Raw genomic sequence first — 25,458 nt, 5'->3', positions numbered from 1 at the left:
TGACTTAGATGATTCGAGGCGGAAGACCCATTGTTCTAGTGTTTAGGATTTAACCTTGCACCATCTGATTGATTTTTTCTGCTTTCGCGACATTCACGCTCACCATTTCTGGCCACGTTGTAGTTCAATCAGCTTTAGGGATTGCCCGCATTTAACCCTCACTACTAGCCAATCACTTGACTAGCAGGGCTTACTGATATATTTAATTAACTTTCGTTATAATTGGTTAAATAAATCGTAACAGTTAATTACCCTTCTCATTTTAATATAATTATATTAATCATTATATTAAGTATAATAGATAAAATTAAAAAATTGAAATTAATTCTCACCTTAATACAATTAGAAAACGGACTACCACTTGTGCAAAAACAAATAGTTCATTATCCTTAAAATATAATCTCATTCGTTCGGAGGGAACTATGTTACAAAAATTCGGTTTCTCACAATATGAAAGCCAAGCTTATGAAGTTGTCGTATCAAGCAATGAACCATTAGATGCTACAACAATTGTGAAGCATTCAGGTGTTCCAAAAGCAAAAATATATGAAGTGCTAGCACGCCTAATCGATAAAGGAATGGTAATGGATTCTGTTTCAGAAAAGAAAAAATTGTATACAGCATTACCACTAAAACTAGCAATTGAAAAATTAACGACAGAATTCCAATCAAATATTAAAGAACTGGAAACAAATATATCAAAAAAATCATTTACAGATGACCGTGTGTGGAGCTTAAAAATGCAATCTTCTATTCGAGTTCAAAGTAAAGAACTCATTGAAAGTGCACAAGAATCAATCCGTATTTCAGCTTGGAATGATACTCTTTTAGAATATCTCCCTTTACTAGAACAAAAAGCAAAACAAGGTGTTCAAATTGAATCCCTTATTGTTGGAGAAGTAGAAACAGACTTAGAAAACATGCATTTTCTAATCCCAGCTGAAGAACCTAATGCATTAGAGCGCTACTTGCTACTCATCGTTGACGATCGTGAAATTTTATTTGCTGGCGTAGAACAAGAGTCATGGCAAGCGATGAAAACAATGTCACAACCTTTCGTAAAGTTCTTTACAGAATTTTTCTATCACGACGTTGCACTTGCAAAGATCACCCAGAAGCACCACGATCTCTTTATGGAAGATGATGAAATTAAGAGTTTGTTGATGAAGTTGAGATACTAATTAAATAATAAAAAGGAGTCTAATTTTTCACTTAGACTCCTTTTCGTTTTGTTCCTTTATCTCCATCAACAGCTCAATGATTTTCTCATTTTGCTCCACTTGTTTCTCTGAATTTTGATAGATGCAACGAATCCAGCCTAATACAAAAACAGCTACAACTATCGGTAATAGTGTAAGTATTATACCGAATATCGAGAAATTAAACACCATTTTCCCATCACCTCGCTACATACCAATTCTCCATATTCTTACTAAAACCTGCAATTTTTTACAAATAAAAAAAGAACCTATCAAATGATAGATTCTTCTTTCACGAACTGAGTAGAGCGTCCTCTCGTAATCGAGAAAATCGCGCAAAGCAGTGCTAATATAATAAAGCCACCGCCTACCCAAGCATTATACATAACAGATGATTTTTCAATAACAACTCCGCCTACTGTTGAACCAAGTGCAATTCCTAAATGAAGCGCAGAGTTATTTAAACCTTGCTGAATACCAGCGGATTCCGGAGCAATTTCAATTAAATAATTTTGCTGTGCTGGTGAAATCGCCCAGCTCAGCATACTCCAAAGTCCCATCATAATGATGAAGAGCGGGAATGAGAATGTCATTAATGGCAGTATGAAGATTGCACACGCAAATACGATAATGATAGAAATAATACTTTTCTTCGATCCCCATTTATCAGCAAGCCAGCCACCGAATCCGCCGCCGATTACTGCTGCGATTCCGAAAATAAAGTAAAACACACTAATCCAGTTTGCTTCAACATGCATGACATCTTTTAAAAACGGTGTTAAATATGCATACAATGTTAAATGCCCCGTTAAAAACAAAAATGATGTTAACTGTGCACTTACAATTTTTTTATCTTTTAAAGTAGCAAGTTGTTCTTTTATTGATAATACCGATGTCGGTGGTACTTTCGTTAAGAACAATGAAATACAAGCTATTGCCATAACTGTTAATACAGAAATTAATACAAATGGTGCACGCCATCCGTATGCATTTCCGAGTACAAGACCAAGCGGTACTCCAAGTACAAGTGATCCACTAATTCCCATAAAAATGATTCCAATTGCACGCGCACGAAAATGTGGTTCTACTACACTAGACGCAAGTGTTACCGATAGTGCAATAATTAATGAACCACTCGCCGCACAAATAACCCTTGAGAACATTAGCATTCCGTAATTCACACTAAACGCGGAAATAATATTTCCGATTAAGAAAATCGATAATGCTCCAACATACAATGTTTTTCTTTCAAACTTCCCTGTCACAGCTAATAAAACTGGACCTGACAAAGCAAATACTACCGAAAATATTGTTATAAGCTGACCAGCTGCGCTAATAGATACTCCTAAATCATTGGCAACTAAATCGAGCGTTCCTCCTATAATTAACTCAACCGTTCCGACTACGAAAGCCGCGATAGCTAAAATATAAACACGAAAATTCAAGTCTTTCCCCACGCTTTCTATTTTGGTTACTACGACTATAGTAACCAAAATAGAAAGCGGACGCAAGTATAATTTTTTTACAGTAAAAAAGGTAGGCGTATTATACGCCTACCCTTCCATCATTCTGTTTCTTTCTTCTTATTTAAATACCAATACACCGGAAGTCCCGTAAAGACAATTCCAATTGATAAGAAACAACTTACCGGATCATTGATAATTGCACTACCAATTACAAAGAACGAACCTAAAATCGCTACGATTGGTACGATTGGGAATAACGGCACACTATATGCACGCTCTTTATTCTTATTACGTTTTCTTAAAATGAAGACACCAATAAACGTCATTACATAGAAAATATAAATAATGAATACGGAAATCTCAGATAGCTTATTCGGATCACTAATAATCATTAAAATAATTCCTAAAATGATTTCAACAGTAATCGCATTTGCTGGTGTTTTAAATCTCGGACTTTCCTTTGCAATAAACTTAGAAAATGGAAGTTGTCCACGCTCTGCCATAGACATTGGAATACGTGGGAATGTTAAAATCTTTCCATTTAAACAACCGAAAATAGAAACGATAATACCGATACTAATAATTTTTCCGCCATATTCTCCAAGTAACATGCCCGCAGCTGTCGCTGTTGCATTTTCTCCAAGGTCTACAATTTTCGCTGCTGGTAATACATTTAATAACGCCAAGTTAATTAATACGTAAGCAGCCGTTACGATTAAAATCCCTACTGTCATTGCTTTCGGTAATAACTTTGTTGGATTCTTCATTTCTCCACCAATCGAAGCAAGTAAAATCCAGCCGTCATAAGCAAATAACGTTGCTAAAATTGCCATTCCGATACTTTGATTTTCCGATATCGGCACAACTACGTTAAAGATATCGCTATTCCCTTTCCAGAAACCTAGCACAACAATTAACACAATCGGAATCATCTTCCCAATTGTCGTGATTGTTTGAACGATACCTCCGTATTTTGTTCCCATACTATTTACAACGCCAAGGAACACAACCGTTCCAATTGCGATTGGTAAATTCCACACTTTATCTAAATAGAAAAAATTAATCATTAAAGAACTAAAGTATAAACCTAATGTTCCGATAATAGCAGGTCCATAAACAATTGTTTGCATCCAACCTGATAAATATCCCCAAAAACTTCCGTAAATCTCCTCTAAATACGTATACAACCCACCATTTTTCGGGATTTGCGCTCCAATTTCAGCTACTGTTAAACCACTTGCTAGCGTCAACAGACCACCAATTACCCAAGCAAGAATGGCCATATTAGAACTCCCCGAGTAATCTAATACGCTCCCTGGTTTCATGAACACACCAGATCCAATAATCGTTCCTACTACGATAGAAAGTGCTACTGTTAAACCAATTTTGTTCTTCTCATCATGATGCATGCTGCGTATCCTCCTTCCAATCCTAGTGTGATGCAAAAATGAAATAAAAAAACACTCCTCCCTAAAAAAGGGACGAGTGTTGTATTCGTGGTTCCACCCTTGTTTCAATTCGTAAAGTAACACACTTCACCAATTTCTCAAGTCTAAATAACGGTTTTTGCCGGCAAGCAATTACTAGATGCTCGTTCACTGCTGCAGTTCAGAGGTGGTAATCTACTTTTCCGTATTAGGAAGCTCACAGCCAAAGGCTTCCCTCTCTGAGAATCGTAAAAAATTGATCGTGTCCTCATCATTACTTCTTGATGTCGAATTTTGTAGTTATTGTTCATTATATTGAATTGTTAGAAAAAATCAATATATTTTTTATATAACATAAGAAATATTTCTCTTCTTATATTATAACAGAAGGTACGACACTTCTCCATTTCCCTAAAAATGGTATAATCCATTTAGGAGGTGCACCAATAATGATTGCTGTCTTTTGTATCATTGCTACGTTTCTTTCTGTTCTATTCGCTATCATGCATCGGCACAAGTATCCTGGTTATAGCATTTTAGCGGTAGCTATTATACCAGCTGTTTCCTTCTACGTATTGGGTAAATATCAATATACAGAAGTGTTTATCGGTTTTGCAATCTTCTACTGCGTCTTCGGATACATACTAACAATGAAAAGAATTTTATTAAATCATTAAAAGAGACCGATTTCTATAAGTAGAAATCGGTCCTCGCACGTACCTTCCGGTTGCCCCACGAAAGATACATAAATCAATTATTTATCGTCTTTTTTCATAAAAAACTTTTGATGCGGTAAATCAACATTCAATGTCTCTAATTGTTTCTTTTCATTATCTAAAATCGCTTTTGCTTTTGTTTTTGTTGCTTCATCTAATCCAGCAAAGATGTCTTCATGCTTCTCTTTCTCTGGAAGTTTCACACCTAATTTTGTTAATTCTTCTTTTGCTTGCTCATGCGTTAATTTTCCGGATTTCTTTTGCTCTAAAATTGACTTCACTTTTTCTTTCGTCTGTTCATCTAAATTAGCAAGCATATCTCCATGCTTACCTTTCTCCGACATTTTCACGCCTAGCTTTGTTAATTCCTCTTTTGCTTGTTCTCGTGTTAATTTTCCGGACTTTTCTTGCTCTAAAATTGACTTCGCTTTTTCTTTCGCCTGTTCATCTAATCCCGCAAACATTTCTTTGTGCTTACCCTTTTCCGGCAACTTCACGCCTAATTTTGTTAATTCTTCTTTTGCTTGTTCTCGTGTTAATTTACCAGACTTCTCTTGCTCTAAAATTGACTTCGCTTTTTCTTTCGCCTGTTCATCTAATCCTGCAAACATGTCTTTACGCTTCTCTTTCTCTGGAAGCTTTACACCTAGTTCCTCTAACTGTTTCTTTGTATCGTCCATAATTGTTTTTACTTTTTGTTTTGTAGCGTCATCCAAATCCTTTTTCGCCGTTTTTACAGGCTGATCCACTGCTGGAGTATTCGTTGCCGCGAATGCCGGAATGCCGACTCCTCCAATGATTCCGAATGATAACGCACCTGCAATCGCTAAATACCCAACTGTTTTCTTCTTCATAGGAAATTTCCTCCTTCATATTTCTAATGCATGTACACTTTCGTATACAATGCCTATAGTAATGTCGGTTTCTTAACATTTCCTTAACGACTTAACAAAAAAACACCGCTCGTAATGAGCGGTGTTTCTCTATGCTTTTTGTAATTGTAATTCTTCACGTTCCATTATTTTTCTTAATACAATTGTTTGTGTCATTGTAAATAAGTTACCTGTTATCCAGTACAATACAAGTCCTGATGGCGCCGCAAACCCCATAAATAGAATCATTGCCGGCATCATAATTTGCTGCATCTTTAGCATCTGTACTTGTTCTCCAGGTGTGATATTCGATTGGAAAACTTTCATCTGAATAAATGTCGTTAACGCTGCAATAATCGGTAATATATGATATGGATCTGCATGTCCTAAGTTCACCCATAAAAACGAAGATGTGCGAATCTCTTCCGTTCTGCTAATCGCATAATACAAAGCAGAGAAAATCGGCATTTGTATTAATAATGGCCAGCAACCAGCAAGTGGATTCCAACCGCCTGATTTCATTAGTTCTGACATTTCTTTTTGATACTGCTTTTGTTTTTCAAGGTCTTTGCTTACATCACCGTATTTCTTCTTTAGCTTCTGCAATTCAGGTTGCATTTTCTTCATTTTCGCTTGGCTACGATATTGCGAAACAGCTAATGGAATCATGGCTGAACGAATAACGAGCGTCATAATAATGATAGCAATCCCGAAGCTAGCTCCAGGTATGTGATGAGCAACAAATTGAATCATAAACGAGATTGGATATACAAAATAATGATCCCAAATCCCCGTACTATGTGCATCAATTGGGGCTGTATTACTGCAACCAGATAAAACAAAAACAAGTAATAATGATAAACTAACGAGCACAGCTCGGTATGATTTTAACATGTTCATTCCTCCAATGTTTCGTAATTATTTAGCGAAACATTGGCGTATACGGACCGACCTCGTCATTCTCTTCACTTGATTCTTGTCTGCGTACAGAACGAATCATTCCATATTTATAAAAAATAGAAAATAGCGGTACATTTCCTGCACTATCTTCACATGTATCAACTAACGCAAAAGCTCTTTGTCTACCGCTTGATGCTTGTTGACGCACAAAGCGAGAAACATTAGCAAGGAAGAAAACTTCTAATAAACAAAGTGCCGTCGTTACAAACGATATATATAGAATTGCATCCTGCAATAAAAATTCCATCGCTTCACATCCTTAATAAGGTCATTTTAGCACATCGGGCAAATATTCTCTATTTCCTTTTATTTTCAAAAAAAGTATTTTGCATATTTTCTCAAGAAAACAATAATTAAGAAACGTTGTATTCGCTTTCTTTAGCATATTCACACACATCAATGAATAGGCTTGATTTATTAGAAATTTATAAAATTTTTGCATTATAATAAAACTATTGCCAGTTTTTGAAAAAACCTTTATTCTCTTCTTGTAATCAAAAATGAATATGGAGATGAAACATACTATGGGTCAACTAGGAGACGCCGATTACGTTCCCGACACCGCCTTTTTATCCTTCCCAGCAGCTAAAACATTTCACTTAGAATTTATGATACAGTTGGTTGTTATTTTTATAGCTTCTATTTTGTATGCAATTTCTATGAATATGTTTTTTATCCCGCATAATATGATTAGCGGTGGATTCGCTGGTGTAGGGATGATTATCGGTTATTTAATGCACTACAATATCGGTGCACTTATCTTTTTACTAAACATTCCTCTTCTTATTTTAAGTCACTTTTACTTAGGCAAGAAGACAACCTTTTTAACAGCTTACTTTGTAGCTGTGTCATCGTTAGCGATGAACATTATCCCGGTACACCAAGTTTCAGACGATATTTTACTTTCTTCTGTATTCGGTGGTGTTATCTGCGGAGCAGCTTCAGGAATTATATTCCGATTTGCTTCTTCAACAGGTGGTTTTGATGTTGTTGGATTGATTGTAGCTAAATATCGAGATGTTTCAATTGGAGCAATCATATTTGTATTCAACTTAATCTTACTTGTAGCAGCAGGTTTTATTTTCGGATGGGATATTACACTTTATACGTTAATTAGTCGATTTGTAGTCAGCAAAGTTATCGACGCTGTGCATACGAAACATATTAAATTAACGATAATGACTATTACAGAAAAAGGCGAGGAAATAAAAAGCGCACTACTACATCACGGCATACGCGGGGTGACAATGGTAGACGCTGTCGGCGGCTATACAAACCATAAGAAAAAAATGATTTACACTGTCGTGACTCGCTATGAGTTAGGCGAAATGAAACGTATTATCCGTCAAGTGGATAACAAAGCATTTATGAACATTACTGAAACAGTTGAAATTGTCGGCCGTTTCAAACGCATATAAAAAGGTTAATAAATTAAAGGGCATAACATATTAGTCATATATAATATGTTATGCCCTTTGTTATTCAACTAACGTACCTTTTAGCATAATAAAATCACTAAGTTTATTACTACAAATCGGAGGATAGCATTCCATATACAATACTATCTGTCCATTCATCTTTATTCCAAAAATCTTGTATGAAATGGGCTTCCTTCCTCATGCCTATTCGTTCACACAATTTTTGTGAAGCTGTATTACGTGCATCAAGATTAGCCTGTATACGATGTACATTACATTCATTAAATAATTTCAATACCAAACTACTTACTGCTTCTGTCGCCAAACCTCTCCCAGCTACTTCATTTAAAAAACTATAACCAATCTCAACAGTGTCTTTCATATTTGTGTACCATACGGATAAATCACCAACTACTTTATTTTTGTATATAACTGCCAAACTTAATATTGTTTCTTTAGTAAGTACATGATTTGCTAACTTCTTATTAAATCTTTTCTGCATGTCTTCATGAGTCCACTTATTATGTAATAGGAACTTACATGTATCATCACTATTATAAATAACAAATACATCCTGTAAATCAGTACTCTTAAAAGGTCTAATTATTAATCTTTCTGTTGTGAACTCCAAGTTAGCTCTCCTCCCTTACATTCATGCTATAAAACATTTTTTATAGTATTTAAGCCTCCTTCTTAGATCTCACCTTGATTACATATTTCATCATAATAAATTAAAATCCTTCTTCCACTAAACTGCACCGTTAATGGTATTTCCTTGCGCTTTTTATTTTTTACACTTATTACAAAATCAGATAATTCTATTATTATGTCCCTAAATGTGTTATAATGAAAGCAGACTCAAAAAAAAAGAGTATATAGACTTGGAAGTTTCTCTTATTTTACAAGCAAAAAGAAACGAGCAGTCGGGTATATTTCAGACACCATACACGTAACGGTTTTAACAACCGATCATCTTAGTTACTCTTCAATGATCTTTTTATAAAAAGATACGTACAATTAAAACTCACTTCAATATACTATACCTACCTTTTTGACTTCCAAATCATCTTATTACATAAGGAGATGAACATATGAATCAATATATACGATATACAATAGCTGTCCTGTTTGCTATTATCGGCGGAACAATCTGCTTCTGGACAAACACACAGCTTGGAGAGAATATCATTTTTAATGGAATTGAAACACTTGTAAGCGCTTCAATTTTAGGCGGATACATTTACTTCCTCTTCAATCCAGAAGAAAACGCTCAAAAAACAATGTTATTAACAATGATCGGAATCGTTGGTGGATGTATTTCCTACTCAATGACAAACTATACATTACCACTTCAATTAAGCTCAGCTTTCTTCCACGGTCTATGGACTTGGTTCATTGCATTCTGCTTAGCAGACGTATTCAACCTATTACAAGACAATGAAGAAGATAGCGGTCGCCAAATCGAAAGTAACTCTTAAGCTGGAAGATACTCTTCCAGCTTTTTTATGTTGGTTTGCATATCCCCGCATCACGATAAAAAGAAGTTACCCTCACGGCAACTTCTTTTCCATATACCCCACTTCGTATTCACTAAAATATATCAACGATTTTTCAAATATATCGATTGTTTCTCCACTTATATCAACGATTTTTTCATTATATCAACGATTCGACGTAGGATATCGATTTACCGACATCCTTCGACACTCAAAACGCACAACATACCCTATACCCCAAGCAACTTACTGCCGAACTCTACGATTAAAAAGATAATTAATAGGATCGCGAGTATCTTTAATGCTACATATGCCACTTTAAAAACAACATAAATGAGCAAGACTATCAAAATAATTGATAAGATTTCCATATTTACTTCCTCCAAGCTTTGCTCTTCTTATCTCATTTTACTCGTCCTAGGCTGTTTATGGAACGGCATAAGATGACATAGAAAAAAGAGGATACCTCACCCTTCGTAAGATACCCTCTCTTTCAGCTGCTTAAACCATTCTCTTTCTAATTGTAAATATCCCATCTCACTCTTCTCGGCGCTCTTTAATTCTTGATCGGCTTTCTTCATATAAGTACGGGACGCTTCCATATTGCCCTCTACATATTTAATAATCCCTTGTGTACGGTAATATCCACTTAAGTCCATTTTTGTAATAGCCTTTGCATGTTCCTTTGCTTCTTGCAAAGAAAGACTATCCATCTGATAAAGGGCTTTATATAAAAGGTACCAACTATGAAAACTACTAACGAAAAACTTATTTTCTTTCGTTACAGGTAGTTGAACAATTCGTTCTATATACGGTATCGCTCTTTCCATTCCCTCTTGATCTGCACGAGCAAAAAAGACGAGCATAAGTCTACTCATTATCTCTCTTATCCCTTTATTCTCTTTTATTTTCTCCTCACTCAATTCTACTAACCTTTCATCCCAATCTTTCGGTCTTTTATAACTAAATAACTCACTCGATATTTGAATCTCATATAAGTGATTTCTAGCTCTTTCATCATCTTTAATTAAAATAAGAAATTGCATCCCATCACTCATAAGCATTCCTTTTATCGGCACAATTGTAACCGCAAAGATTGCAAAATGGAAAAAGGAAAAATATAAAAGATATTGATAATAACTCACCATGTATATGTAACCGGAAGTAATACCAAATAGTAAACTCGTAATCGGTCCACCTAAAGTGAGCCACGCCCACTTTTTTGAAAGATTCGGTGTCTCTATAGAAGGTGGTACTAGTGTTGCAACGCCTCCAAAGTACGCCCACAATTTATTTTCTCGAATGCGTAATTTTCCCTTTTCTTTTTGAATAGTAATGGGTCCTACTGTCATAAATTTAAATGTCAAACCACCTATTACACCAAATAATACATGTCCTAGCTCATGAATGGCTAACACTAACAATAAAATTCCAATTATTGCCCATAGGTTCAAAATTACTTCTAATTTCCCAGTTCGGATTACTCCGTATAAAATGGACAGAATTAGCGCCACTGTCATTGAGCCAGCTGGCCTTCTTAAAATATCCACCTTTTTCTCCCCTTAATAAATCATTTTTCTCTGCATTTCGTACATGAACTTCCCGAGATGCAATATCCAAATAAATGAGATTAAGCCAATTAATACAAAATCGATATCACTAGCAGCTGTATATATAACGGCAGCCCACCATACATATGCCAATATTGTATTCGTAAATTCATACGCTTTATATCCAGCCTCATGCACAATGTGCTTTAATCCTTCATCTGCGTTTTTCGTCCACATTTTCATAGATTCCATATACGTTACACCTTGTTCAGGATATAGCTTATTATAACGATTTTTTGTTATAAGTCCGATAATTACTACAGTAGTTAAACAAACAATAGAAGCTACTAAATTCCACACCGCAAATGAAACATTTGTATCCTGCAACAGTGCACGTCTACATGTAATAACTGCATATACAAACCATGCCTGCGTAACTATATCGCCTACACGTAAATATATACTTATAATGCCTAATTTTCTGCCTTGTACGCTCTCTTCTTCATCGCGTGCCTCTGCTAACATACGTGTATTCTTCCAAGTATAGTACATCATTAAAATTCCAAAAATAGTACATATACCTATAAATGTATTGGATGATAATTTTCTCGGTTCATCCGAGAGTAAATTTAAAGCTATATAAGACGTTAAAAATCCTCCTATCATACTTAATGCTATTTTCCCCACAGAATCAAATTGTTTTTTTCGTTTACTCTTCATCGTCCTCTTCCCCCTCTACTAACGTAAATATTTCCTCCACCGGTACATTGAAAATTTGTGCGATTTTTAACGACAATACGATAGATGGTGCATAATCCCCGCGCTCAATTAAACTAATCGTTTGCCGTGATGATCCAATCGCTTTCCCTAAATCCCCTTGTGATAAACGATGCTTTGCTCGCAATTCCCTCACTCGATTTTGAAGCTTCATGTCTTCCCTCTTTTTCATTTATTTAATTAAAATTGTAAATAATATCCTTATAATTGTCAATTATAATTGTCATTACGACTATAATAATTGACAAGATACTTATTTCTTATCCTGTATCAAATTCCTATAAAGAATGTAAAATTTGCATTAAACATAGTCTTAAAAATAAAAAAGTCAGTGCTTTTGCACTGACTTCCTAAATTCTGACATAGAATGGATTTCATATTAACTTGCGTTTTGTAGTAATACTCGTTTTAACTGCTTACGGAAACGAATACCTAACGTAACCGCTACAATCACAATAACTCCAAAAATGATTTTACCGATATGACCTTCTAGCACTCCAAAGATATCATGTAAGTTTCCACCTAACCAGTAACCACCGATTAAGAAGAATGATACCCAAAATAGAGCGCCTGAATAAATTGTAATGGCAAAACGACGGAATGGTAAATTAATAATTCCTGCAAAGTATCCTGTGAAATGACGTACACCAGGAATAAAGAAACCAATAAAAATTAAGAAGTACCCATACTTATCAAACCACATTCTCGTTAAGTCAATTTTTCTTTGCGTTAAAAATACGTATTTCCCATACTTTTGAATGAAAGGCATACCTAATTTATTTCCTAAAAAGTATTGAATCGTCATTCCTACACTTGTCCCAATAAAGGATAGAATAATTAAAATCGGTAAACTTAAATCACCCTTATGTGCTAAAAATCCCGCATATGCTAACGTTGGCTCTCCCGGAAACGGAAGTGCAATATATTCTAACAGCAAGCCGACAAGTACAACATAGTACCCGTATTGCTGAAATAATTCATGAATCCATTCCATGTCATCTCTCCTTTCAATCACGTACAACTTCTTACTATTATTGTATAAAAAAATTGTCGAAATAACTATCACAATAGCTTACATTTTTATTACATTTTTGTAAGGGTCACACTAATGATTTTCGTTCTTTATTAAATAGTAAAAATCATTTTTCAAGTCGAAATAGCGAAAAGGCGCATTAATAACATGCAAATTTTATCCATTTTTTAGCACTAAAAAACCTCTCTTATTTTGTTCTCAATAAAAAACCATCACAAACTCATGCTAACTTCATATTAGCTTCATATACGTATTGTAAGATTATATCGGAATTTGTTGAAAAATTTAACCAATATATGACTAAGCATTAATTTGAATAAATATAAGTCGTTTTTCGAAATTGAAAAAAGGGTGAATACGAAATGGAAGCATATAAAATGCACGATTTTATTAATACAAATGTTGAATCTCATCAAAATGAAACCGTTTTTAATTTACAAATATGTGAAACAAGTGAATTTGACGTAAGTTTAACAAAATCTACAACACTATCTTTTATCGTTTCAAAAAAGAATATTAAAATTGTCACGAAAAAATGGATTAATTCAAATCAAGAAAGCATGATTGGCAAAAGCTACATCATTCCAACAAAAGCTTTTCATTATTTCTTACCAATCATCTCTGAAAATGAAGATGAGCTAAATATTCAAGTTCAAAGTTTTGGACTACGTGGTGAGCTTTTATTAAATGAAAGATTACTTATTGATAACAACAACAAACACAACAGCAAAATCACTACATTCTTTGAAACATTAGATGAAAATGTAAATAAAGCATTACGAGGATTACAACTTCATTGTATGTAAGACTCTTACGATAGTAAAAGGAGAATAACAATGAAAAAATTATTATTAAGCGCACTATTATCATTAGGATTTTTAACTCTTCCATTCGCTAGCGCAGAGGCAGCTACAACGAAAGATCAATTAATCGTAGACACTCAGTTAAATAAAATGGATTATTATCAGGATGGAAAATTTATAAAAAGTTTTACTGTCGCTACTGGAAAAGCTGCAACACCTACACCTAAAGGCACTTTTCAAATCGTAAATAAAATTAAAAATCGCCCTTATTATACAGGCAAAATTAAAGGCGGCGATCCACGTAATCCACTTGGTGACCGTTGGCTCGGATTAAATATGGCAGGAACTTACGGAACAACTTATGCGATTCACGGAACTAACAATAATCAAGCAATCGGCAAATGGACAACACTTGGTTGTATTCGTATGTATAACAATGATATACACTGGTTATTTGAGCGCGTTCAGCAGCAAGCTACTGTCACTGTAAAATAGCCTAAAAACAAGATTTATGTGTAGCCAAGAATTTTATGTCTTGGCTTATTTTATTTATTCATTTACAGTAGCAAAACAACTGTATTTACATATATAATAGGAATAGATTTGATTAGCTAACATTTAAACATTGATAAACGTAGATATTAAAATTATACAGTTATAATGTTTTATAAATTTTATAATACATACTATAATAGAACTACTGTAATTCTGAACTATTCAGTAACACTAAACTATTCCCCTTGCTACCTTTATGATTATTTTATAGCGGGGGCTTATTATATGTATAAACAATCTGAGTCACTCGAAAAATGATGAATTCGAATATTGCAGTAAAAAGCGTTATTTAGGAGGTGTTACTATGACGCATATACTGGTGATTGAAGACAACCCAGATATACAAGAACTTATTCGTGAATTTCTAATGGCACAAAACTTTACAGTTGATGTAGTTGGTGCTGGAACAGAAGGTATTCTTCTTTTCCAAAAAAATTCATACGACCTTGTCCTCCTCGATGTAATGTTACCAGATATAGATGGCTATAGTATTTGTAAAATTATGCGAGGACAATCTGATGTACCAATCATTATGTTAACAGGCTTACATAATGAAGAAAGTGAAATTAAAGGATTTGAGTTAGGTATTGATGACTATATTACGAAACCGTTCCATTACACTGTATTTATTAAGCGTGTAGAGGCTGTATTAAGAAGGGCAGCAACGAAGGAAGCAGAAGCTGCAACTATACTACAATTCCATGAATTGATGTTAAACTCTACAGCATATGCAGCTTATGTTCATGGTAATCAAATTGAATTGACAACAAAAGAATTTGAAATTATTTATACTTTACTGCAAAATCGAGGAAAAGTATTATCAAGAAGTGATTTGTTGAATAAGGTATGGGGCTATGAACATTATGGTGATGTAAGAGTTATAGATACACATATTAAAAACTTAAGAAAAAAATTAGGAATTCCTTATATTAAAACGGTGAAAGGCATTGGCTACAAAATCGAATCGTAGCAAAGACAACATCACCAAAAATATTTTCATCAAAACCTTATTATTTTGTATTCTTTTATCACTTTGTCTTTATCAAATTATTTACTTTCTAGCTTCAAACTACGATAAAGAACGTTTTGCGAAAGAAAATGGAACGCCGACTACAGAACAGGCGAATTCAGATAAGCAAAACGACGAAAGTAAAACGAAGCAAAATAAAGCTGTGTCAGAGGGGAGCATTTCTAATTTCCAATCTTCTATTATAGATTATAAATCTCTTTCTACAGCTATCAATCACCTTTTGCAGCCTAGCCAAACTGCAAAGGCAAAAGAACATACACAAAATCTTTCGGGGAAAAATAGCACTTCTAATCCGCCTACAGAAGCAGAAAAGAAAGCCGCTAATAATGATGCCTTACATACACAAAATGCAGCAAGTAAAACAAATGATACAAATGATAATCCAAAGTTAGCAGATGCGTTGCAGCAATTAGCTCCACATATTGGCGCGACAATGCTTGCATTATCACTACTCGGATCTTTAATTTATACAAAACTAATTGCCAAACCTTTTCAATATATGAGCGATGCTTTAAAAGATATTATGAATCTTGATTTCTCAGATAAAAAGCTACTTAACAAAAATGCAGATCAAACAGATTTTAATTTGCAAGTAGCTGCTTCACAAGTACCAAACATTGTGAAGAATTTACATGCAAGCAATCAAGATTTAAGAAATGAGCTCAAGAAGGAACAACAATTAGAACAATCTCGTAAAGAATTTATGTCTATGGTATCCCATGAATTAAAAACACCAATCGCAGCCGTTATGGGACAACTAGATGGCATGATTCACGGAATTGGAGCTTATAAAGATAGAGATAAGTATTTGAAACGTTCCTACGAGATGATGCAAGACATTAACATATTAACGGAAAAAATGTCGGAATTATCCAAAATACAAAACCCTCAATTTAAACCTAATTTAGAAGTCATTTCTTTATCTAATATTATTGAGGATGTTATGAAGAAAGTAGATTACTTTGTATCTGTAAAACAATTAAATGTACAATCTAATATTAAACACGACGTACAAATTTTAGCTGATCCTAAATTTATTCAAACTGCTATTTTTAACATTATTTCAAATGCAATTCATTATACAATTGACCATCAGCACGTATATATAAAGCTTTATGAAAAACCAAATGGTTACGCATTAGAAGTATTAAATACAGGTTCACAAATTGATGAAGATAAACTTGCTCATTTATTTGAGCCTTTCTATCGCGCAAACCCTGATAAACACGGTTTAGTACAAGGTAGTGGTCTTGGATTATATATCGTGAAACAAATATTAGATAAACATCAATTTCCTTATGGGATACAAAACACGCCTCAAGGTGTAAAATGTTCTATTGTATTCCCAAAAGCAATGTAAAAACCTACTACAATTTCATACCCCAAATTCATACTTCGTATGAGTGGCGGAATTTTGTAGAGTGTCTTACTCTGTTTCGTTCGCCCGTTATCCTTATTTGGATAGCGGGCGTTTTTTATTACTTAAAAGGAGGATTTTTTATGGAGAAGTTTAAATATTCATTGCTCGTTTTATTTGGTGCTTGCAGCTATGGCATACTTTCAACTATTTTCAAACTCGGATTCATAAATGGATTTTCAGCACATCAACTATTAGGAGGACAATATGTCTTCGGATGGATTGGACTATTTCTACTCGTTCTTTTCTTTTCACGTCATAAAGTAACAAAAAAACAATTCTTTTCATTACTAACCGTCGGAACAACAATGAGTATGACTGGGATTTTCTACGCTATTTCTGTAGAAGAACTACCCGCATCTATCGCTGTCGTCCTACTCTTTCAGTTCACTTGGATTGGTGTCATTATCGAAGCGATTGCAAATCGAACATTTCCAAGCCGCGATAAGATCATATCTATCCTTATTTTATTTGCTGGTACATTGTTTGCAGGTGGTGTATTTGAAGGCCTCGGACAAAGTTTTTCTACGAAAGGGATTATCTTTGGACTATTAGCTGCAGTCTCTTTTTCATTCTATGTTTTTGCAAGCGGGCGCGTCGCTACGGATGTTCCGCCTTATACGAAAAGCTTCCTTATGACAACAAGCGCTACTCTTATCGTATGCCTATTCTTTCCGCCAACCTTTTTAACAGATGGTGCCCTCCAAGCCGGTCTATGGAAATATGCTTTCTTCCTCGGATTATTCGGCGTTGTTGTACCTGTCATTTGTTTTTCAATCGGTGTACCAAAGGTTGGAACAGGGCTTGGTACGATATTAGGTGCAGCTGAATTACCAACTGCTATTATTGCTTCTATTACACTTGTACATGAAGTCGTAACGTTCATGCAGTGGATTGGAATTATTTTCATATTAGTTGGGATCTTCACTCCTCAGCTGCTTACGGCTAGGAAAGAAAGGAAACAAAATCGCGTGCATAGCGCTTGAAAAAATACAGAATTTATATAAAAGATATAACTGCAATTAAAATAAGTAAATTTATCTGGAGGTATAAATGACTATTTTAAGCATCGTATTTTTTGCTATTATGTGTATCTTCTTCCTAATAAGATATATGAAAGAAAAGAAATTTTACGATTTACTTCTCATTCCCGTTTGTATATATGCAGGAGCAGTGAAAACTCCTTTCGTAGAGTACTTAAACTTTAATACTACATTTAAAATAACGTATGATATTGCAGCTATTATTCTTGTAATCCTTGCTGTACTTTTCTTTTTGAAAGATAAGAAAGAGAATCATACTGCATAACAAAAGACCTTTCATTTACTTGAAAGGTCTTTTTCTCTATCTCATTTTACCGCTCCATACAGCTTCTCTATCTCATGCTCAATTTGTTTTACATCGATTCGCTCAAATAATGGCTGTACGCTATCAATTCTACTTGGCAACGTATTTTGCGGTTCCCAATTTCGTTTCACAATCGACAATGTGTTTCGAACTCTTTCACTTGAAAATGGCAAAAACGGTTCAAGGAGATTTGCAAAATTAGCGATAAGATACACACAGTTATAAATCGTTTCTTCACATGAAACTGGATCATCTTCTCTTTGTTTCCAAGGCTGCTTTTCATCAAAGTATTTATTTGCAAAACGTACTGCATCAAATATTGTTTCTAGCGCCACCTTAAATTTAGTTTGCTCAATCGCCTCTCCTACATGTTTATATAATCCTTCTACTTTATCTTTCAGCTCTACCTCAATACTTCGCTTCGGCACGATACCACCATAATATTTTTCGATAAACTTTAATGTCCGGTTCACAAAGTTCCCGTATGCACCTAATAATTCACTATTATGACTGTAAATAAATTCCCGCCATGAAAAATCAGTATCGCGATTTTCTGGTGCGTTGACGGTTAAAAAGTAACGAATAGAATCTGGATCATAGCGTTCTAATATGTCAGGCACCCATACTGCCCAGTTTTTACTTGTAGATAATTTTCTTTTTTCAACTGTTAAATATTCATTCGAAACGATATGACGCGGGATTGCTTCCTCCCCTATTCCAAGTAATACCGCTGGCCAAATGACGGAATGAAACGGAATATTATCCTTTCCGTGCACATAATATGTTTTCGCTTCGCTATCCCAAAACTCTTGATCATCTTTCCCTGTTTCTTCAGCCCAATATTTACTCGCTGAATAATAGCCTGTCACTGCTTCAATCCATACGTAAATTTTCTTATCTTCATACCCTTCTACTGGAATTGGTACCCCAATTGGTAAATCACGTGATACGGCCCTATCTAGTAATCCTTCCTTTACATATCTCTCTGTTAGTTGAATCGCATTGTCGCGCCATGTCCCTGTTTGTTTGGTGATTTCTACAGCCCTTTTAATTTGCTCCTGAAATGTATGCAATGCGAAATAGAAATGCTCTGTTTCCTGTACAGATGGTGTACTACCACATAACTTACATTTCTTTTCTAACAAATCGAGTGGATCTAAAATAACAGAACACGCATCGCATTGATCTCCTCTTGCTGCTTCATGGCAATGTGGACATATTCCTTCTACATAACGATCCGGTAAAAACTGCGTACACGTTTCACAATACGCTTGTTCCACTATTTTTTTATAAATATGTCCTTCTTCTAATAAACGTAAAAAAACATTTTGAACCGTTTCATGATGGTGCTCACTATCTGTACGTGTATAGCAATCATAAGTAAAACCAAGGCTACGAAAACATCGCTGGAACTCTTCATGATACTGATCAGCAATTTCCTTCGCTGTCACACCTTCTTGTTTTGCTCTAATTGCAATCGGTGTTCCATTACAATCACTTCCCGAAACATACAACACATTCTCACCTTTTGACCGGTAATAACGTGCTAAAATATCTCCAGGTAATAAACTCGCAATATGGCCAAGATGTAACGAACCATTCGCATACGGCCAAGCGCCCCCAATAAAAATACTCATCTTACATTCCTCCTTTAAAATATAAAAAGCCCCACCCCTATCTTAAAAAAGATAAGGGCGGGGCTGGATAAACAGTCGCGGTACCACCTTATTTCGCCAATTACTCACATAATTAGCCTTAACAAGTACGGAGCTATATGCTCTTATACTGTGGTTTTGATAACGAGTACCAACTCTCGTCGCCGCCTACTATTATCATTTGATAAGTTCAGGACGAAGCTCAAAGGCCATTGTTCAAATGAATATTCTTGCTTCTTCTCAGCTACCGAAGCTCTCTGGAAAGAATGTGTTCATCCTACTTTTCCTTTTCAACGCTTTTACGTATAACAAGTATTGTACGACTTAATCACAGAAAAATCAAACTTTTATCCAGAAAGAAAAGGAAATCCCATCCTCCCGCCGAATACCTATACGTTCACAAAAGGAGTGATAACATTGAACCAAAAACAACTAAGCACTATAAATGAAAAAAGCTGGAATACAGCTGCTTATGAAGCTTGGACGAATCGCCATGGGGCGCCAGAGGATTATGCGAAAAAAATCATGGAAGATCCCACACGCGAAGTAGCACATTATTTACCTTACATACAATCTCCAAAAGGAAAACGTATTATTAACTTACTCGGCTCAAAAGGAAATAAAGGTGTTGCTCTCGCTCTTTTAGGCTCTGACGTAACAGTTGTTGATATTTCAGCAAGTAATGCAAAATATGCAAATGAGCTTGCAGATGCCGCAGGTGTTTCTATTCATTACATCGTTTCTGATGTACTAAATATAAATCTCTCAAAATCATTTGATATCGTATTGCTGGAACTTGGTGTACTCCATTACTTTCTAGATTTAAAACCACTCTTTCAAAAAATTGCTACTTTACTTAAGCGAGATGGAATGCTTATCCTTCGTGACTATCATCCTGTTTACACGAAATTATTAGGAGTCGACCACCCATCATTTCAGGCCAATGGAAATTATTTCGATGAAGAATTAATTGAAGATGATGTTGCTTATAGCATCCTTCTTACAGAAGCACAGAAAGAATCGCTACCTAAAACAACCATCCGTCGCTGGACGCTAGGAGAAATCATTACAACACTTGCGGAAGAACGTTTTAAAATCGAAAAACTAGTTGAAGAACATGGATCTCATCAAAGATGGGTCTTCCCTTCTACTGCACCAGAAGGAATCGAAGAACGTATCCCTGGTCTATATACAATAATTGCGACAGCATGCAAAAAAGGATCCCTTCACGGATAGGATCCTTTTTGCATGCTCACGCATATAAGTTGAGGTTGGAGATTACCATAATTCTGTAGAATAGGACACAAGATATTTCAACATTTCGTCTCTGACTTACGTCGTCAAAAAGGGGTATGACCAACATAACGAAGAGTAATGTTTTTAGTTGATACTGATAATCGTTATCAACTAATTAGAAGTATACATGATGTCATTTCAAATTTCAATAGCATTTCTAATATTTATTTATGAATTTTATGATATGCAAATGTATACATTTTAAGAACTTTTTCTAATACCAATCTGACTCCTTCCATTATCTGCTATAATTTTTATTGAACAGATTAATAACTTCATAATAATGTTTTTATTAATTTCGTTTTAAATATCTATAAATTATAATAAATAGTTTAAATGAGGGTAGGGGTAACGATGAAATATGTTAGTATTCGAAAAAAACTACTGTTCACACTCTTAAGCATTTCTTCTTTATTTAGCATTGCTCTTATTGTTATTCTTTCATTCGCCATGAATCAAGCAAGTGAAATCGAAACGTTAAAAAATGATGTATCGAAAAGAGCGACGATTTTAAAAGAACGTGGCGATTGGTTCCAAGGACAAGTTGCTGGTTTACAAGAATATTTGCTATCACATGATCAAAAAGGATTAGATAAGTTCAACCGAGAAGGGAAAAAATTAGCTGATACTAGAGAGAAAGTAACAAGTGACAAAAAGCTCCCAGAAGGAATGAAAGAAGCCATTTTAATGGGAGGAAAATGGCGTAGCGTCATAGATAATGAGGTACTCCCTCTTGCGCGTGAAGGAAAATGGGACGAAGCATCTAGAATTGCTTTAGCACAAACAGATTATGTAAATGATCTTTTAGGTCGTTTTAATAAATATACAAATGAAGAAAATGAGAAACGTGACGCATTAATTGCTGATGTCGAGTCTTCTTCATCACTTATTCAATATATTATTTTCTTCTCACTCATTACATGTACATTAACGTCTATTTTATTAGCATGGTGGTTCTCTGGTAAACTCGTTAAACCAATTCAACAAATTGATGAGAAGTTAAAAGAATTAGCTTCTCAAGATGGAGATTTAACGGCTAGGTTACACGTAACGAGTAAAGATGAAATTGGTGACATTGCAAATTCCTTTAATCAAATGCTCACTAACTTACAGCATATAATAAAACAAGTTCAACAAACATCAACAAGTGTAAAAGAAGCTTCCGAAAATGTATTTATCGAAACAACCGCTTCTATGGAAAATACCGCAAGGACCCAAGAAACTATGAATGCTCTTGAACACAATATTCGTTCACAAGTTTCTAGCATTGAAGAAAGTTCAACCGCAATGGATGACATGGCAACGAGTGTTCAGCGTATCGCTGAGTCCGCCTCTTCTGTTACTAGTTTAGCTGTCACAACTTCAGAAAAAGCAGATAATGGGAATAAAGTCATTGAGAAATCTATTACACAAATGCATACAATTAACGAAGCCGTTAATGCTACATCACAAGTAGTTGAGCGACTCATTACACATACAAATCATATCGATACTGCACTTCAATCTATTTCGAATATCGCCGAGCAAACAAATTTACTCGCTTTAAATGCTTCTATTGAAGCAGCTCGTGCTGGTGAACACGGCAAAGGATTCGCTGTTGTTGCCGATGAAGTTCGAAAACTTGCTGAACAATCTCAACTAGCCGCAACTGACATTAACCATTTACTGCATCAAATTCAAGCCGATACAAAAATAGCAAATGACATGATGACACAAGGCCAAGCAGAAGCTTCTGAAGGAATTACGGTTATTCGTACCGCCGGATCTTCATTCTCAGAAATTGTTAACCACATTAACAAAGTCTCTACGCAAATGCAAGAAATGTCTGCAACTGCTGAAGAGATGGCTGCAAGCTCTGAAGAAATGAATGCAGCTTTAAATAATATCGCTTCTATTTCAAACGAAGTTGCTGCAGAAACATCACAAACAGCGCATTCGGCTGGTGATCAAGTAAACAAAATGAGTATCGTGGCTAAAAAATCATCTGAAATGAAAACAATCGTACAAGAACTTGAAGTTCTCGTCTCTCATTTCAAAACAAACGCTTAAAGTGAAAATGACACGAGCTCAAAGGTATAGGAATGAAAGTTTTACAGGCTCTCTTTTTTCACTTTAAAATATCTCTTTCTATCTCTCATTCCGTCTGCTATAATTCCTAAAGGAAATAAGAAAGCTTTATTCCAACTGGAGTAAAGCTTTCTTTCAATTTTTTACATTTATTAATTCTAATACTAAGATTTCACAAAGGAGGCTTTTAATCATATGAATTTTGTAAGTATCAGAAAAAAACTTATGTTCATGATGGGAACGATTTGCGCTTTATTTGGTGTCGCCTTAGCATTTATTTTATTTTTTGCTATCGACCAATCTCGTAAAGCTGAAACATTACAAAAAGAAATTTCTCCACTGGCAACAGAATTGAAAGAGCGTGGAGATGCTTATCAAGTACAGCTCTCTGCTTTAAGAGGTTATTTACTACAACATGATCAAGTCGAATTAGACAAGTTTAATGAGATGAGTAAACGTCTTGAGGATTCAAAAGATAAACTTCTTTCTAATCCAAATCTTTCTTCGTCCGTAAAAAGCACAATGGAATTAGGGTCTACTTGGAGAAAGTTCATTGAAGAAAAAGTATTCACTCTTGCAAAAGAACAAAAATGGGAAGAAGCTTTACAAGTAGCTTCTTCAGAAAACGGAACGGTCTATAAAGTAATTGGTGACTTCACAAATTACAGTAATGAACAAGCTAAATTACGTGAACAATCTATTGAAAAAATTGATCAATCTGCACTCTTAATCGAATATGTTATTTTCTTATCACTTGTTGTATGTATTATCGTTGCAATTATTCTTGCATGGTGGTTCTCTGGTAAACTGGTGAAACCAATTCAACAAATTGACACGAAACTAAAAGAATTGGCCTCTCAAGAAGGTGACTTAACGGCACGTCTACAAGTAAATAGCAACGATGAAATAGGTGCTATCGCAACATCATTTAATAAAATGTTAGAAAACCTACAACATATTATTAATCGTGTTCAAAAAACATCAGTGGAAGTACAAACCGCTTCTGAAAATATGCTAGAAAAAACGAATACATCACGTGAGGCGACATTAAGAGTCCAAAGCTCGATGTCCAACTTAAATGCAAGTATTCAATCACAAACTTCTAGTATGGAAGAAAGTTCAACTGCAATGGATGATATGGCAGTAAGTGTTCAGCGCATTGCCGAATCTGCTTCATCTGTAGCGGAACTTGCTGTTGCCACATCTGAACATGCTAGCGATGGAAGTACCGTTATCCAAAAATCTGTTTCACAAATGACAACAATACACGAAGCTGTAAATGCTACGTCAGAAGTGGTTGAACGTCTAATCACTCATACGAAATATATTGATACTGCTGTACAATCTATTTCTAATATTGCTGAGCAAACAAACTTACTTGCTTTAAATGCTTCTATTGAGGCAGCTCGTGCTGGTGAACAAGGAAAAGGATTTGCTGTCGTAGCTGACGAAGTTCGAAAGCTTGCTGAACAATCTAAAACAGCTGCAACAGACATTAATCAATTACTACATCAAATTCAAAATGATACAGAAACTGCTAGCTCTATGATGTCTCAAGGCCGTTCTGAAGCATTTGAAGGTATCAATGTTATTCGTGAAGCTGGTACTTCTTTCACAACAATTGTAGAACAAGTAAATAAAGTATCTACTCAAATGCAAGATATATCAGCAACTGCTGAAGAAATGGCTGCAAGTGCTGAAGAAATGAACGCTTCACTTAATAACATCGCTTCTATCTCTACTGAAGTATCGAGCGAAACTGCCGCAACGGCACAATCTGCTGAACAGAAAGTTATTGTTATGAATGAAATGGCAGTAACTGCTAGAAAAATGAAACAAACAGTTGAAGAGTTAGATCAACTCGTATCTCATTTTAAAACAGAATAGATGTTCAAAAAATATCCCTTCTTTGAAAGAGGGATATTTTTTTGAGCTCATTTCCTGCACATTATGCTCATTTCCGTTATAATGAGAATCGATATCATTAAAGTGTAGGAGGGGCTGCTTATGTCACAAGAAGCATTTGAAAATAAATTACTTGCCAATTTAGAGGCTGTTATTGACCCTGAACTAGGTGTTGATATCGTTAATCTTGGATTAGTTTATGATGTTACAGCAGATGAAAATAATAATGCTGTCATTACGATGACTATGACTTCTATCGGTTGTCCAATGGCTGGGCAAATCGTATCAGACGTTAAAAAAGTATTATCAACAAACGTACCTGAAGTTAATGAAATAGAAGTAAATGTCGTTTGGAATCCACCGTGGTCGAAAGAACGTATGTCACGTATGGCGAAAATCGCATTAGGTATTCGCGACTAAATAAAGTGGAAATTTCATCATTTGCGGATAGCGGGATAAAGAAAAGACC

Annotated in this window: 27 protein-coding genes and 2 other annotated features; of the genes, 14 read left to right on the top strand and 13 right to left on the bottom strand. The window is 35.0% G+C overall.

The annotated features are described in order from the left end of the window. Positions 1 to 422 precede the first annotated feature (422 nt). Positions 423 to 1,181 carry a TrmB family transcriptional regulator gene (locus tag ACS2QP_RS11760; RefSeq protein WP_016125651.1) on the top strand — a complete coding sequence of 253 codons (759 nt, stop codon included), beginning with the start codon at positions 423 to 425 and terminating at the stop codon, positions 1,179 to 1,181. Between the two features lie 27 nt (positions 1,182 to 1,208). Here the strand turns inward: ACS2QP_RS11760 and ACS2QP_RS11755 are convergent, their stop codons facing one another. The 3 genes from ACS2QP_RS11755 to ACS2QP_RS11745 all read right to left on the bottom strand — a co-directional run bounded on the left by ACS2QP_RS11755 (position 1,209) and on the right by ACS2QP_RS11745 (position 4,074). Next, positions 1,209 to 1,391: a hypothetical protein gene (locus ACS2QP_RS11755; protein ID WP_098583817.1), complete on the bottom strand. Its 183-nt coding sequence runs from the start codon at positions 1,389 to 1,391 to the stop codon at positions 1,209 to 1,211. A gap of 80 nt (positions 1,392 to 1,471) precedes the next feature. Next, positions 1,472 to 2,710, bottom strand: coding sequence for an MFS transporter (locus tag ACS2QP_RS11750; protein WP_153582596.1), 1,239 nt, complete (start codon positions 2,708 to 2,710; stop codon positions 1,472 to 1,474). Positions 2,711 to 2,763: 53 nt separating this feature from the next. Then, positions 2,764 to 4,074 (bottom strand): APC family permease, encoded by a 1,311-nt coding sequence (locus ACS2QP_RS11745; RefSeq protein WP_000546311.1) that lies wholly within the window; start codon positions 4,072 to 4,074, stop codon positions 2,764 to 2,766. Positions 4,075 to 4,139: 65 nt separating this feature from the next. After that, positions 4,140 to 4,376: a binding site (T-box leader), on the bottom strand. 165 nt (positions 4,377 to 4,541) lie between these two features. Here ACS2QP_RS11745 and ACS2QP_RS11740 point away from each other — a divergent pair. After that, positions 4,542 to 4,769, top strand: coding sequence for a hypothetical protein (locus ACS2QP_RS11740; protein ID WP_000562239.1), 228 nt, complete (start codon positions 4,542 to 4,544; stop codon positions 4,767 to 4,769). Positions 4,770 to 4,846: 77 nt separating this feature from the next. On the opposite strand, the gene ACS2QP_RS11735 is transcribed toward ACS2QP_RS11740, so the two are convergent. From ACS2QP_RS11735 to ACS2QP_RS11725, 3 genes are all read right to left on the bottom strand, one after another. After that, complete coding sequence (locus ACS2QP_RS11735; RefSeq protein WP_438882451.1) at positions 4,847 to 5,662, bottom strand: hypothetical protein; 816 nt, start codon at positions 5,660 to 5,662, stop codon at positions 4,847 to 4,849. Positions 5,663 to 5,791: 129 nt separating this feature from the next. Next, on the bottom strand, positions 5,792 to 6,574 hold the full coding sequence (gene yidC, locus ACS2QP_RS11730) for a membrane protein insertase YidC (RefSeq protein WP_017674525.1): 783 nt from the start codon (positions 6,572 to 6,574) through the stop codon (positions 5,792 to 5,794). Positions 6,575 to 6,602: 28 nt separating this feature from the next. Beyond that, positions 6,603 to 6,887 carry a hypothetical protein gene (locus ACS2QP_RS11725; protein ID WP_000394930.1) on the bottom strand — a complete coding sequence of 95 codons (285 nt, stop codon included), beginning with the start codon at positions 6,885 to 6,887 and terminating at the stop codon, positions 6,603 to 6,605. A 277-nt stretch (positions 6,888 to 7,164) separates the two neighbouring features. Here ACS2QP_RS11725 and ACS2QP_RS11720 point away from each other — a divergent pair, with 277 nt between their 5' ends. Further along, on the top strand, positions 7,165 to 8,058 hold the full coding sequence (locus tag ACS2QP_RS11720) for a YitT family protein (protein WP_000530044.1): 894 nt from the start codon (positions 7,165 to 7,167) through the stop codon (positions 8,056 to 8,058). Between the two features lie 109 nt (positions 8,059 to 8,167). Here ACS2QP_RS11720 and ACS2QP_RS11715 read toward each other — a convergent pair whose 3' ends face one another. After that, on the bottom strand, positions 8,168 to 8,689 hold the full coding sequence (locus ACS2QP_RS11715) for a GNAT family N-acetyltransferase (RefSeq protein ID WP_438882450.1): 522 nt from the start codon (positions 8,687 to 8,689) through the stop codon (positions 8,168 to 8,170). Between the two features lie 460 nt (positions 8,690 to 9,149). Between ACS2QP_RS11715 and ACS2QP_RS11710 the strand changes: the two genes are divergently transcribed. Next, positions 9,150 to 9,536, top strand: coding sequence for a DUF3938 domain-containing protein (locus tag ACS2QP_RS11710; RefSeq protein WP_001077773.1), 387 nt, complete (start codon positions 9,150 to 9,152; stop codon positions 9,534 to 9,536). Positions 9,537 to 9,784: 248 nt separating this feature from the next. On the opposite strand, the gene ACS2QP_RS11705 is transcribed toward ACS2QP_RS11710, so the two are convergent. From ACS2QP_RS11705 to ACS2QP_RS11685, 5 genes are all read right to left on the bottom strand, one after another. Continuing rightward, positions 9,785 to 9,925, bottom strand: coding sequence for a DUF3985 family protein (locus ACS2QP_RS11705; protein WP_078420909.1), 141 nt, complete (start codon positions 9,923 to 9,925; stop codon positions 9,785 to 9,787). A 96-nt stretch (positions 9,926 to 10,021) separates the two neighbouring features. Then, a complete protein-coding gene (locus ACS2QP_RS11700; RefSeq protein WP_438882461.1) occupies positions 10,022 to 11,074 on the bottom strand; it encodes a site-2 protease family protein in 1,053 nt (350 codons plus the stop codon). Positions 11,075 to 11,116: 42 nt separating this feature from the next. Continuing rightward, complete coding sequence (locus ACS2QP_RS11695; protein ID WP_000837714.1) at positions 11,117 to 11,824, bottom strand: DUF3169 family protein; 708 nt, start codon at positions 11,822 to 11,824, stop codon at positions 11,117 to 11,119. Then, a complete protein-coding gene (locus ACS2QP_RS11690) occupies positions 11,814 to 12,035 on the bottom strand; it encodes a helix-turn-helix transcriptional regulator (protein ID WP_000776168.1) in 222 nt (73 codons plus the stop codon). Before ACS2QP_RS11690 ends, ACS2QP_RS11695 begins: the two co-directional genes overlap by 11 nt. 225 nt (positions 12,036 to 12,260) lie before the next feature. Continuing rightward, positions 12,261 to 12,875: a DedA family protein gene (locus ACS2QP_RS11685; RefSeq protein ID WP_000454754.1), complete on the bottom strand. Its 615-nt coding sequence runs from the start codon at positions 12,873 to 12,875 to the stop codon at positions 12,261 to 12,263. A gap of 401 nt (positions 12,876 to 13,276) precedes the next feature. Here ACS2QP_RS11685 and ACS2QP_RS11680 point away from each other — a divergent pair, with 401 nt between their 5' ends. The 6 genes from ACS2QP_RS11680 (at position 13,277) to ACS2QP_RS11655 (ending at position 18,027) form a co-directional block, all read left to right on the top strand. Further along, a complete protein-coding gene (locus ACS2QP_RS11680; RefSeq protein WP_000388769.1) occupies positions 13,277 to 13,720 on the top strand; it encodes a DUF3978 family protein in 444 nt (147 codons plus the stop codon). A 30-nt stretch (positions 13,721 to 13,750) separates the two neighbouring features. Further along, positions 13,751 to 14,212 (top strand): L,D-transpeptidase, encoded by a 462-nt coding sequence (locus ACS2QP_RS11675; RefSeq protein WP_000735058.1) that lies wholly within the window; start codon positions 13,751 to 13,753, stop codon positions 14,210 to 14,212. Between the two features lie 364 nt (positions 14,213 to 14,576). Continuing rightward, complete coding sequence (locus ACS2QP_RS11670) at positions 14,577 to 15,242, top strand: response regulator transcription factor (RefSeq protein ID WP_000148833.1); 666 nt, start codon at positions 14,577 to 14,579, stop codon at positions 15,240 to 15,242. Further along, positions 15,220 to 16,662: a sensor histidine kinase gene (locus ACS2QP_RS11665; RefSeq protein WP_078420907.1), complete on the top strand. Its 1,443-nt coding sequence runs from the start codon at positions 15,220 to 15,222 to the stop codon at positions 16,660 to 16,662. The genes ACS2QP_RS11670 and ACS2QP_RS11665 overlap by 23 nt, the downstream gene beginning before the upstream one ends. A gap of 140 nt (positions 16,663 to 16,802) precedes the next feature. Continuing rightward, positions 16,803 to 17,705, top strand: coding sequence for an EamA family transporter (locus ACS2QP_RS11660; RefSeq protein ID WP_000410484.1), 903 nt, complete (start codon positions 16,803 to 16,805; stop codon positions 17,703 to 17,705). 67 nt (positions 17,706 to 17,772) lie between these two features. Beyond that, positions 17,773 to 18,027, top strand: coding sequence for a hypothetical protein (locus tag ACS2QP_RS11655; protein ID WP_000154129.1), 255 nt, complete (start codon positions 17,773 to 17,775; stop codon positions 18,025 to 18,027). 41 nt (positions 18,028 to 18,068) lie between these two features. Here the strand turns inward: ACS2QP_RS11655 and metG are convergent, their stop codons facing one another. After that, entirely contained in the window at positions 18,069 to 19,703 is a 1,635-nt protein-coding gene (gene metG, locus ACS2QP_RS11650; protein WP_438882449.1) for a methionine--tRNA ligase, read from the bottom strand. A 50-nt stretch (positions 19,704 to 19,753) separates the two neighbouring features. Further along, positions 19,754 to 20,024, bottom strand: a binding site (T-box leader). Between the two features lie 114 nt (positions 20,025 to 20,138). On the opposite strand from metG, the gene ACS2QP_RS11645 reads away from it, so the two are divergent. The 4 genes from ACS2QP_RS11645 to ACS2QP_RS11630 all read left to right on the top strand — a co-directional run bounded on the left by ACS2QP_RS11645 (position 20,139) and on the right by ACS2QP_RS11630 (position 25,409). Then, complete coding sequence (locus ACS2QP_RS11645) at positions 20,139 to 20,957, top strand: class I SAM-dependent methyltransferase (RefSeq protein WP_438882448.1); 819 nt, start codon at positions 20,139 to 20,141, stop codon at positions 20,955 to 20,957. 414 nt (positions 20,958 to 21,371) lie between these two features. Next, a complete protein-coding gene (locus ACS2QP_RS11640; RefSeq protein ID WP_438882447.1) occupies positions 21,372 to 23,066 on the top strand; it encodes a methyl-accepting chemotaxis protein in 1,695 nt (564 codons plus the stop codon). Between the two features lie 213 nt (positions 23,067 to 23,279). Next, on the top strand, positions 23,280 to 24,971 hold the full coding sequence (locus tag ACS2QP_RS11635) for a methyl-accepting chemotaxis protein (RefSeq protein WP_326263279.1): 1,692 nt from the start codon (positions 23,280 to 23,282) through the stop codon (positions 24,969 to 24,971). A gap of 120 nt (positions 24,972 to 25,091) precedes the next feature. Then, positions 25,092 to 25,409, top strand: a complete 318-nt coding sequence (locus ACS2QP_RS11630) for a metal-sulfur cluster assembly factor (protein WP_000076422.1) — start codon at positions 25,092 to 25,094, stop codon at positions 25,407 to 25,409. Positions 25,410 to 25,458: the final 49 nt, after the last annotated feature.

The organism is Bacillus cereus group sp. Bce019, from assembly GCF_051781745.1.
GTDB lineage: Bacteria > Bacillota > Bacilli > Bacillales > Bacillaceae_G > Bacillus_A > Bacillus_A cereus.
The sequence above is the reverse complement of the archived record's forward strand: the minus strand, read 5'-3'. Positions and strand labels throughout refer to the sequence as shown.

What these genes read in the sequence shown, in the direction of transcription:
- metG (WP_438882449.1), bottom strand. Translation starts at nt 19,703, where the DNA reads ATGAGTATTTTTATTGGGGGCGCTTGGCCGTATGCGAATGGTTCGTTA.
- ACS2QP_RS11700 (WP_438882461.1), bottom strand. Translation starts at nt 11,074, where the DNA reads ATGACAGTGGCGCTAATTCTGTCCATTTTATACGGAGTAATCCGAACT.
- ACS2QP_RS11680 (WP_000388769.1), top strand. Translation starts at nt 13,277, where the DNA reads ATGGAAGCATATAAAATGCACGATTTTATTAATACAAATGTTGAATCT.
- ACS2QP_RS11660 (WP_000410484.1), top strand. Translation starts at nt 16,803, where the DNA reads ATGGAGAAGTTTAAATATTCATTGCTCGTTTTATTTGGTGCTTGCAGC.
- ACS2QP_RS11710 (WP_001077773.1), top strand. Translation starts at nt 9,150, where the DNA reads ATGAATCAATATATACGATATACAATAGCTGTCCTGTTTGCTATTATC.
- ACS2QP_RS11685 (WP_000454754.1), bottom strand. Translation starts at nt 12,875, where the DNA reads ATGGAATGGATTCATGAATTATTTCAGCAATACGGGTACTATGTTGTA.
- ACS2QP_RS11695 (WP_000837714.1), bottom strand. Translation starts at nt 11,824, where the DNA reads ATGAAGAGTAAACGAAAAAAACAATTTGATTCTGTGGGGAAAATAGCA.
- ACS2QP_RS11655 (WP_000154129.1), top strand. Translation starts at nt 17,773, where the DNA reads ATGACTATTTTAAGCATCGTATTTTTTGCTATTATGTGTATCTTCTTC.
- ACS2QP_RS11690 (WP_000776168.1), bottom strand. Translation starts at nt 12,035, where the DNA reads ATGAAGCTTCAAAATCGAGTGAGGGAATTGCGAGCAAAGCATCGTTTA.
- ACS2QP_RS11725 (WP_000394930.1), bottom strand. Translation starts at nt 6,887, where the DNA reads ATGGAATTTTTATTGCAGGATGCAATTCTATATATATCGTTTGTAACG.
- ACS2QP_RS11705 (WP_078420909.1), bottom strand. Translation starts at nt 9,925, where the DNA reads ATGGAAATCTTATCAATTATTTTGATAGTCTTGCTCATTTATGTTGTT.
- ACS2QP_RS11760 (WP_016125651.1), top strand. Translation starts at nt 423, where the DNA reads ATGTTACAAAAATTCGGTTTCTCACAATATGAAAGCCAAGCTTATGAA.
- ACS2QP_RS11745 (WP_000546311.1), bottom strand. Translation starts at nt 4,074, where the DNA reads ATGCATCATGATGAGAAGAACAAAATTGGTTTAACAGTAGCACTTTCT.
- ACS2QP_RS11755 (WP_098583817.1), bottom strand. Translation starts at nt 1,391, where the DNA reads ATGGTGTTTAATTTCTCGATATTCGGTATAATACTTACACTATTACCG.
- ACS2QP_RS11675 (WP_000735058.1), top strand. Translation starts at nt 13,751, where the DNA reads ATGAAAAAATTATTATTAAGCGCACTATTATCATTAGGATTTTTAACT.
- ACS2QP_RS11670 (WP_000148833.1), top strand. Translation starts at nt 14,577, where the DNA reads ATGACGCATATACTGGTGATTGAAGACAACCCAGATATACAAGAACTT.
- ACS2QP_RS11630 (WP_000076422.1), top strand. Translation starts at nt 25,092, where the DNA reads ATGTCACAAGAAGCATTTGAAAATAAATTACTTGCCAATTTAGAGGCT.
- ACS2QP_RS11640 (WP_438882447.1), top strand. Translation starts at nt 21,372, where the DNA reads ATGAAATATGTTAGTATTCGAAAAAAACTACTGTTCACACTCTTAAGC.
- ACS2QP_RS11735 (WP_438882451.1), bottom strand. Translation starts at nt 5,662, where the DNA reads ATGAAGAAGAAAACAGTTGGGTATTTAGCGATTGCAGGTGCGTTATCA.
- ACS2QP_RS11740 (WP_000562239.1), top strand. Translation starts at nt 4,542, where the DNA reads ATGATTGCTGTCTTTTGTATCATTGCTACGTTTCTTTCTGTTCTATTC.
- ACS2QP_RS11720 (WP_000530044.1), top strand. Translation starts at nt 7,165, where the DNA reads ATGGGTCAACTAGGAGACGCCGATTACGTTCCCGACACCGCCTTTTTA.
- yidC (WP_017674525.1), bottom strand. Translation starts at nt 6,574, where the DNA reads ATGTTAAAATCATACCGAGCTGTGCTCGTTAGTTTATCATTATTACTT.
- ACS2QP_RS11635 (WP_326263279.1), top strand. Translation starts at nt 23,280, where the DNA reads ATGAATTTTGTAAGTATCAGAAAAAAACTTATGTTCATGATGGGAACG.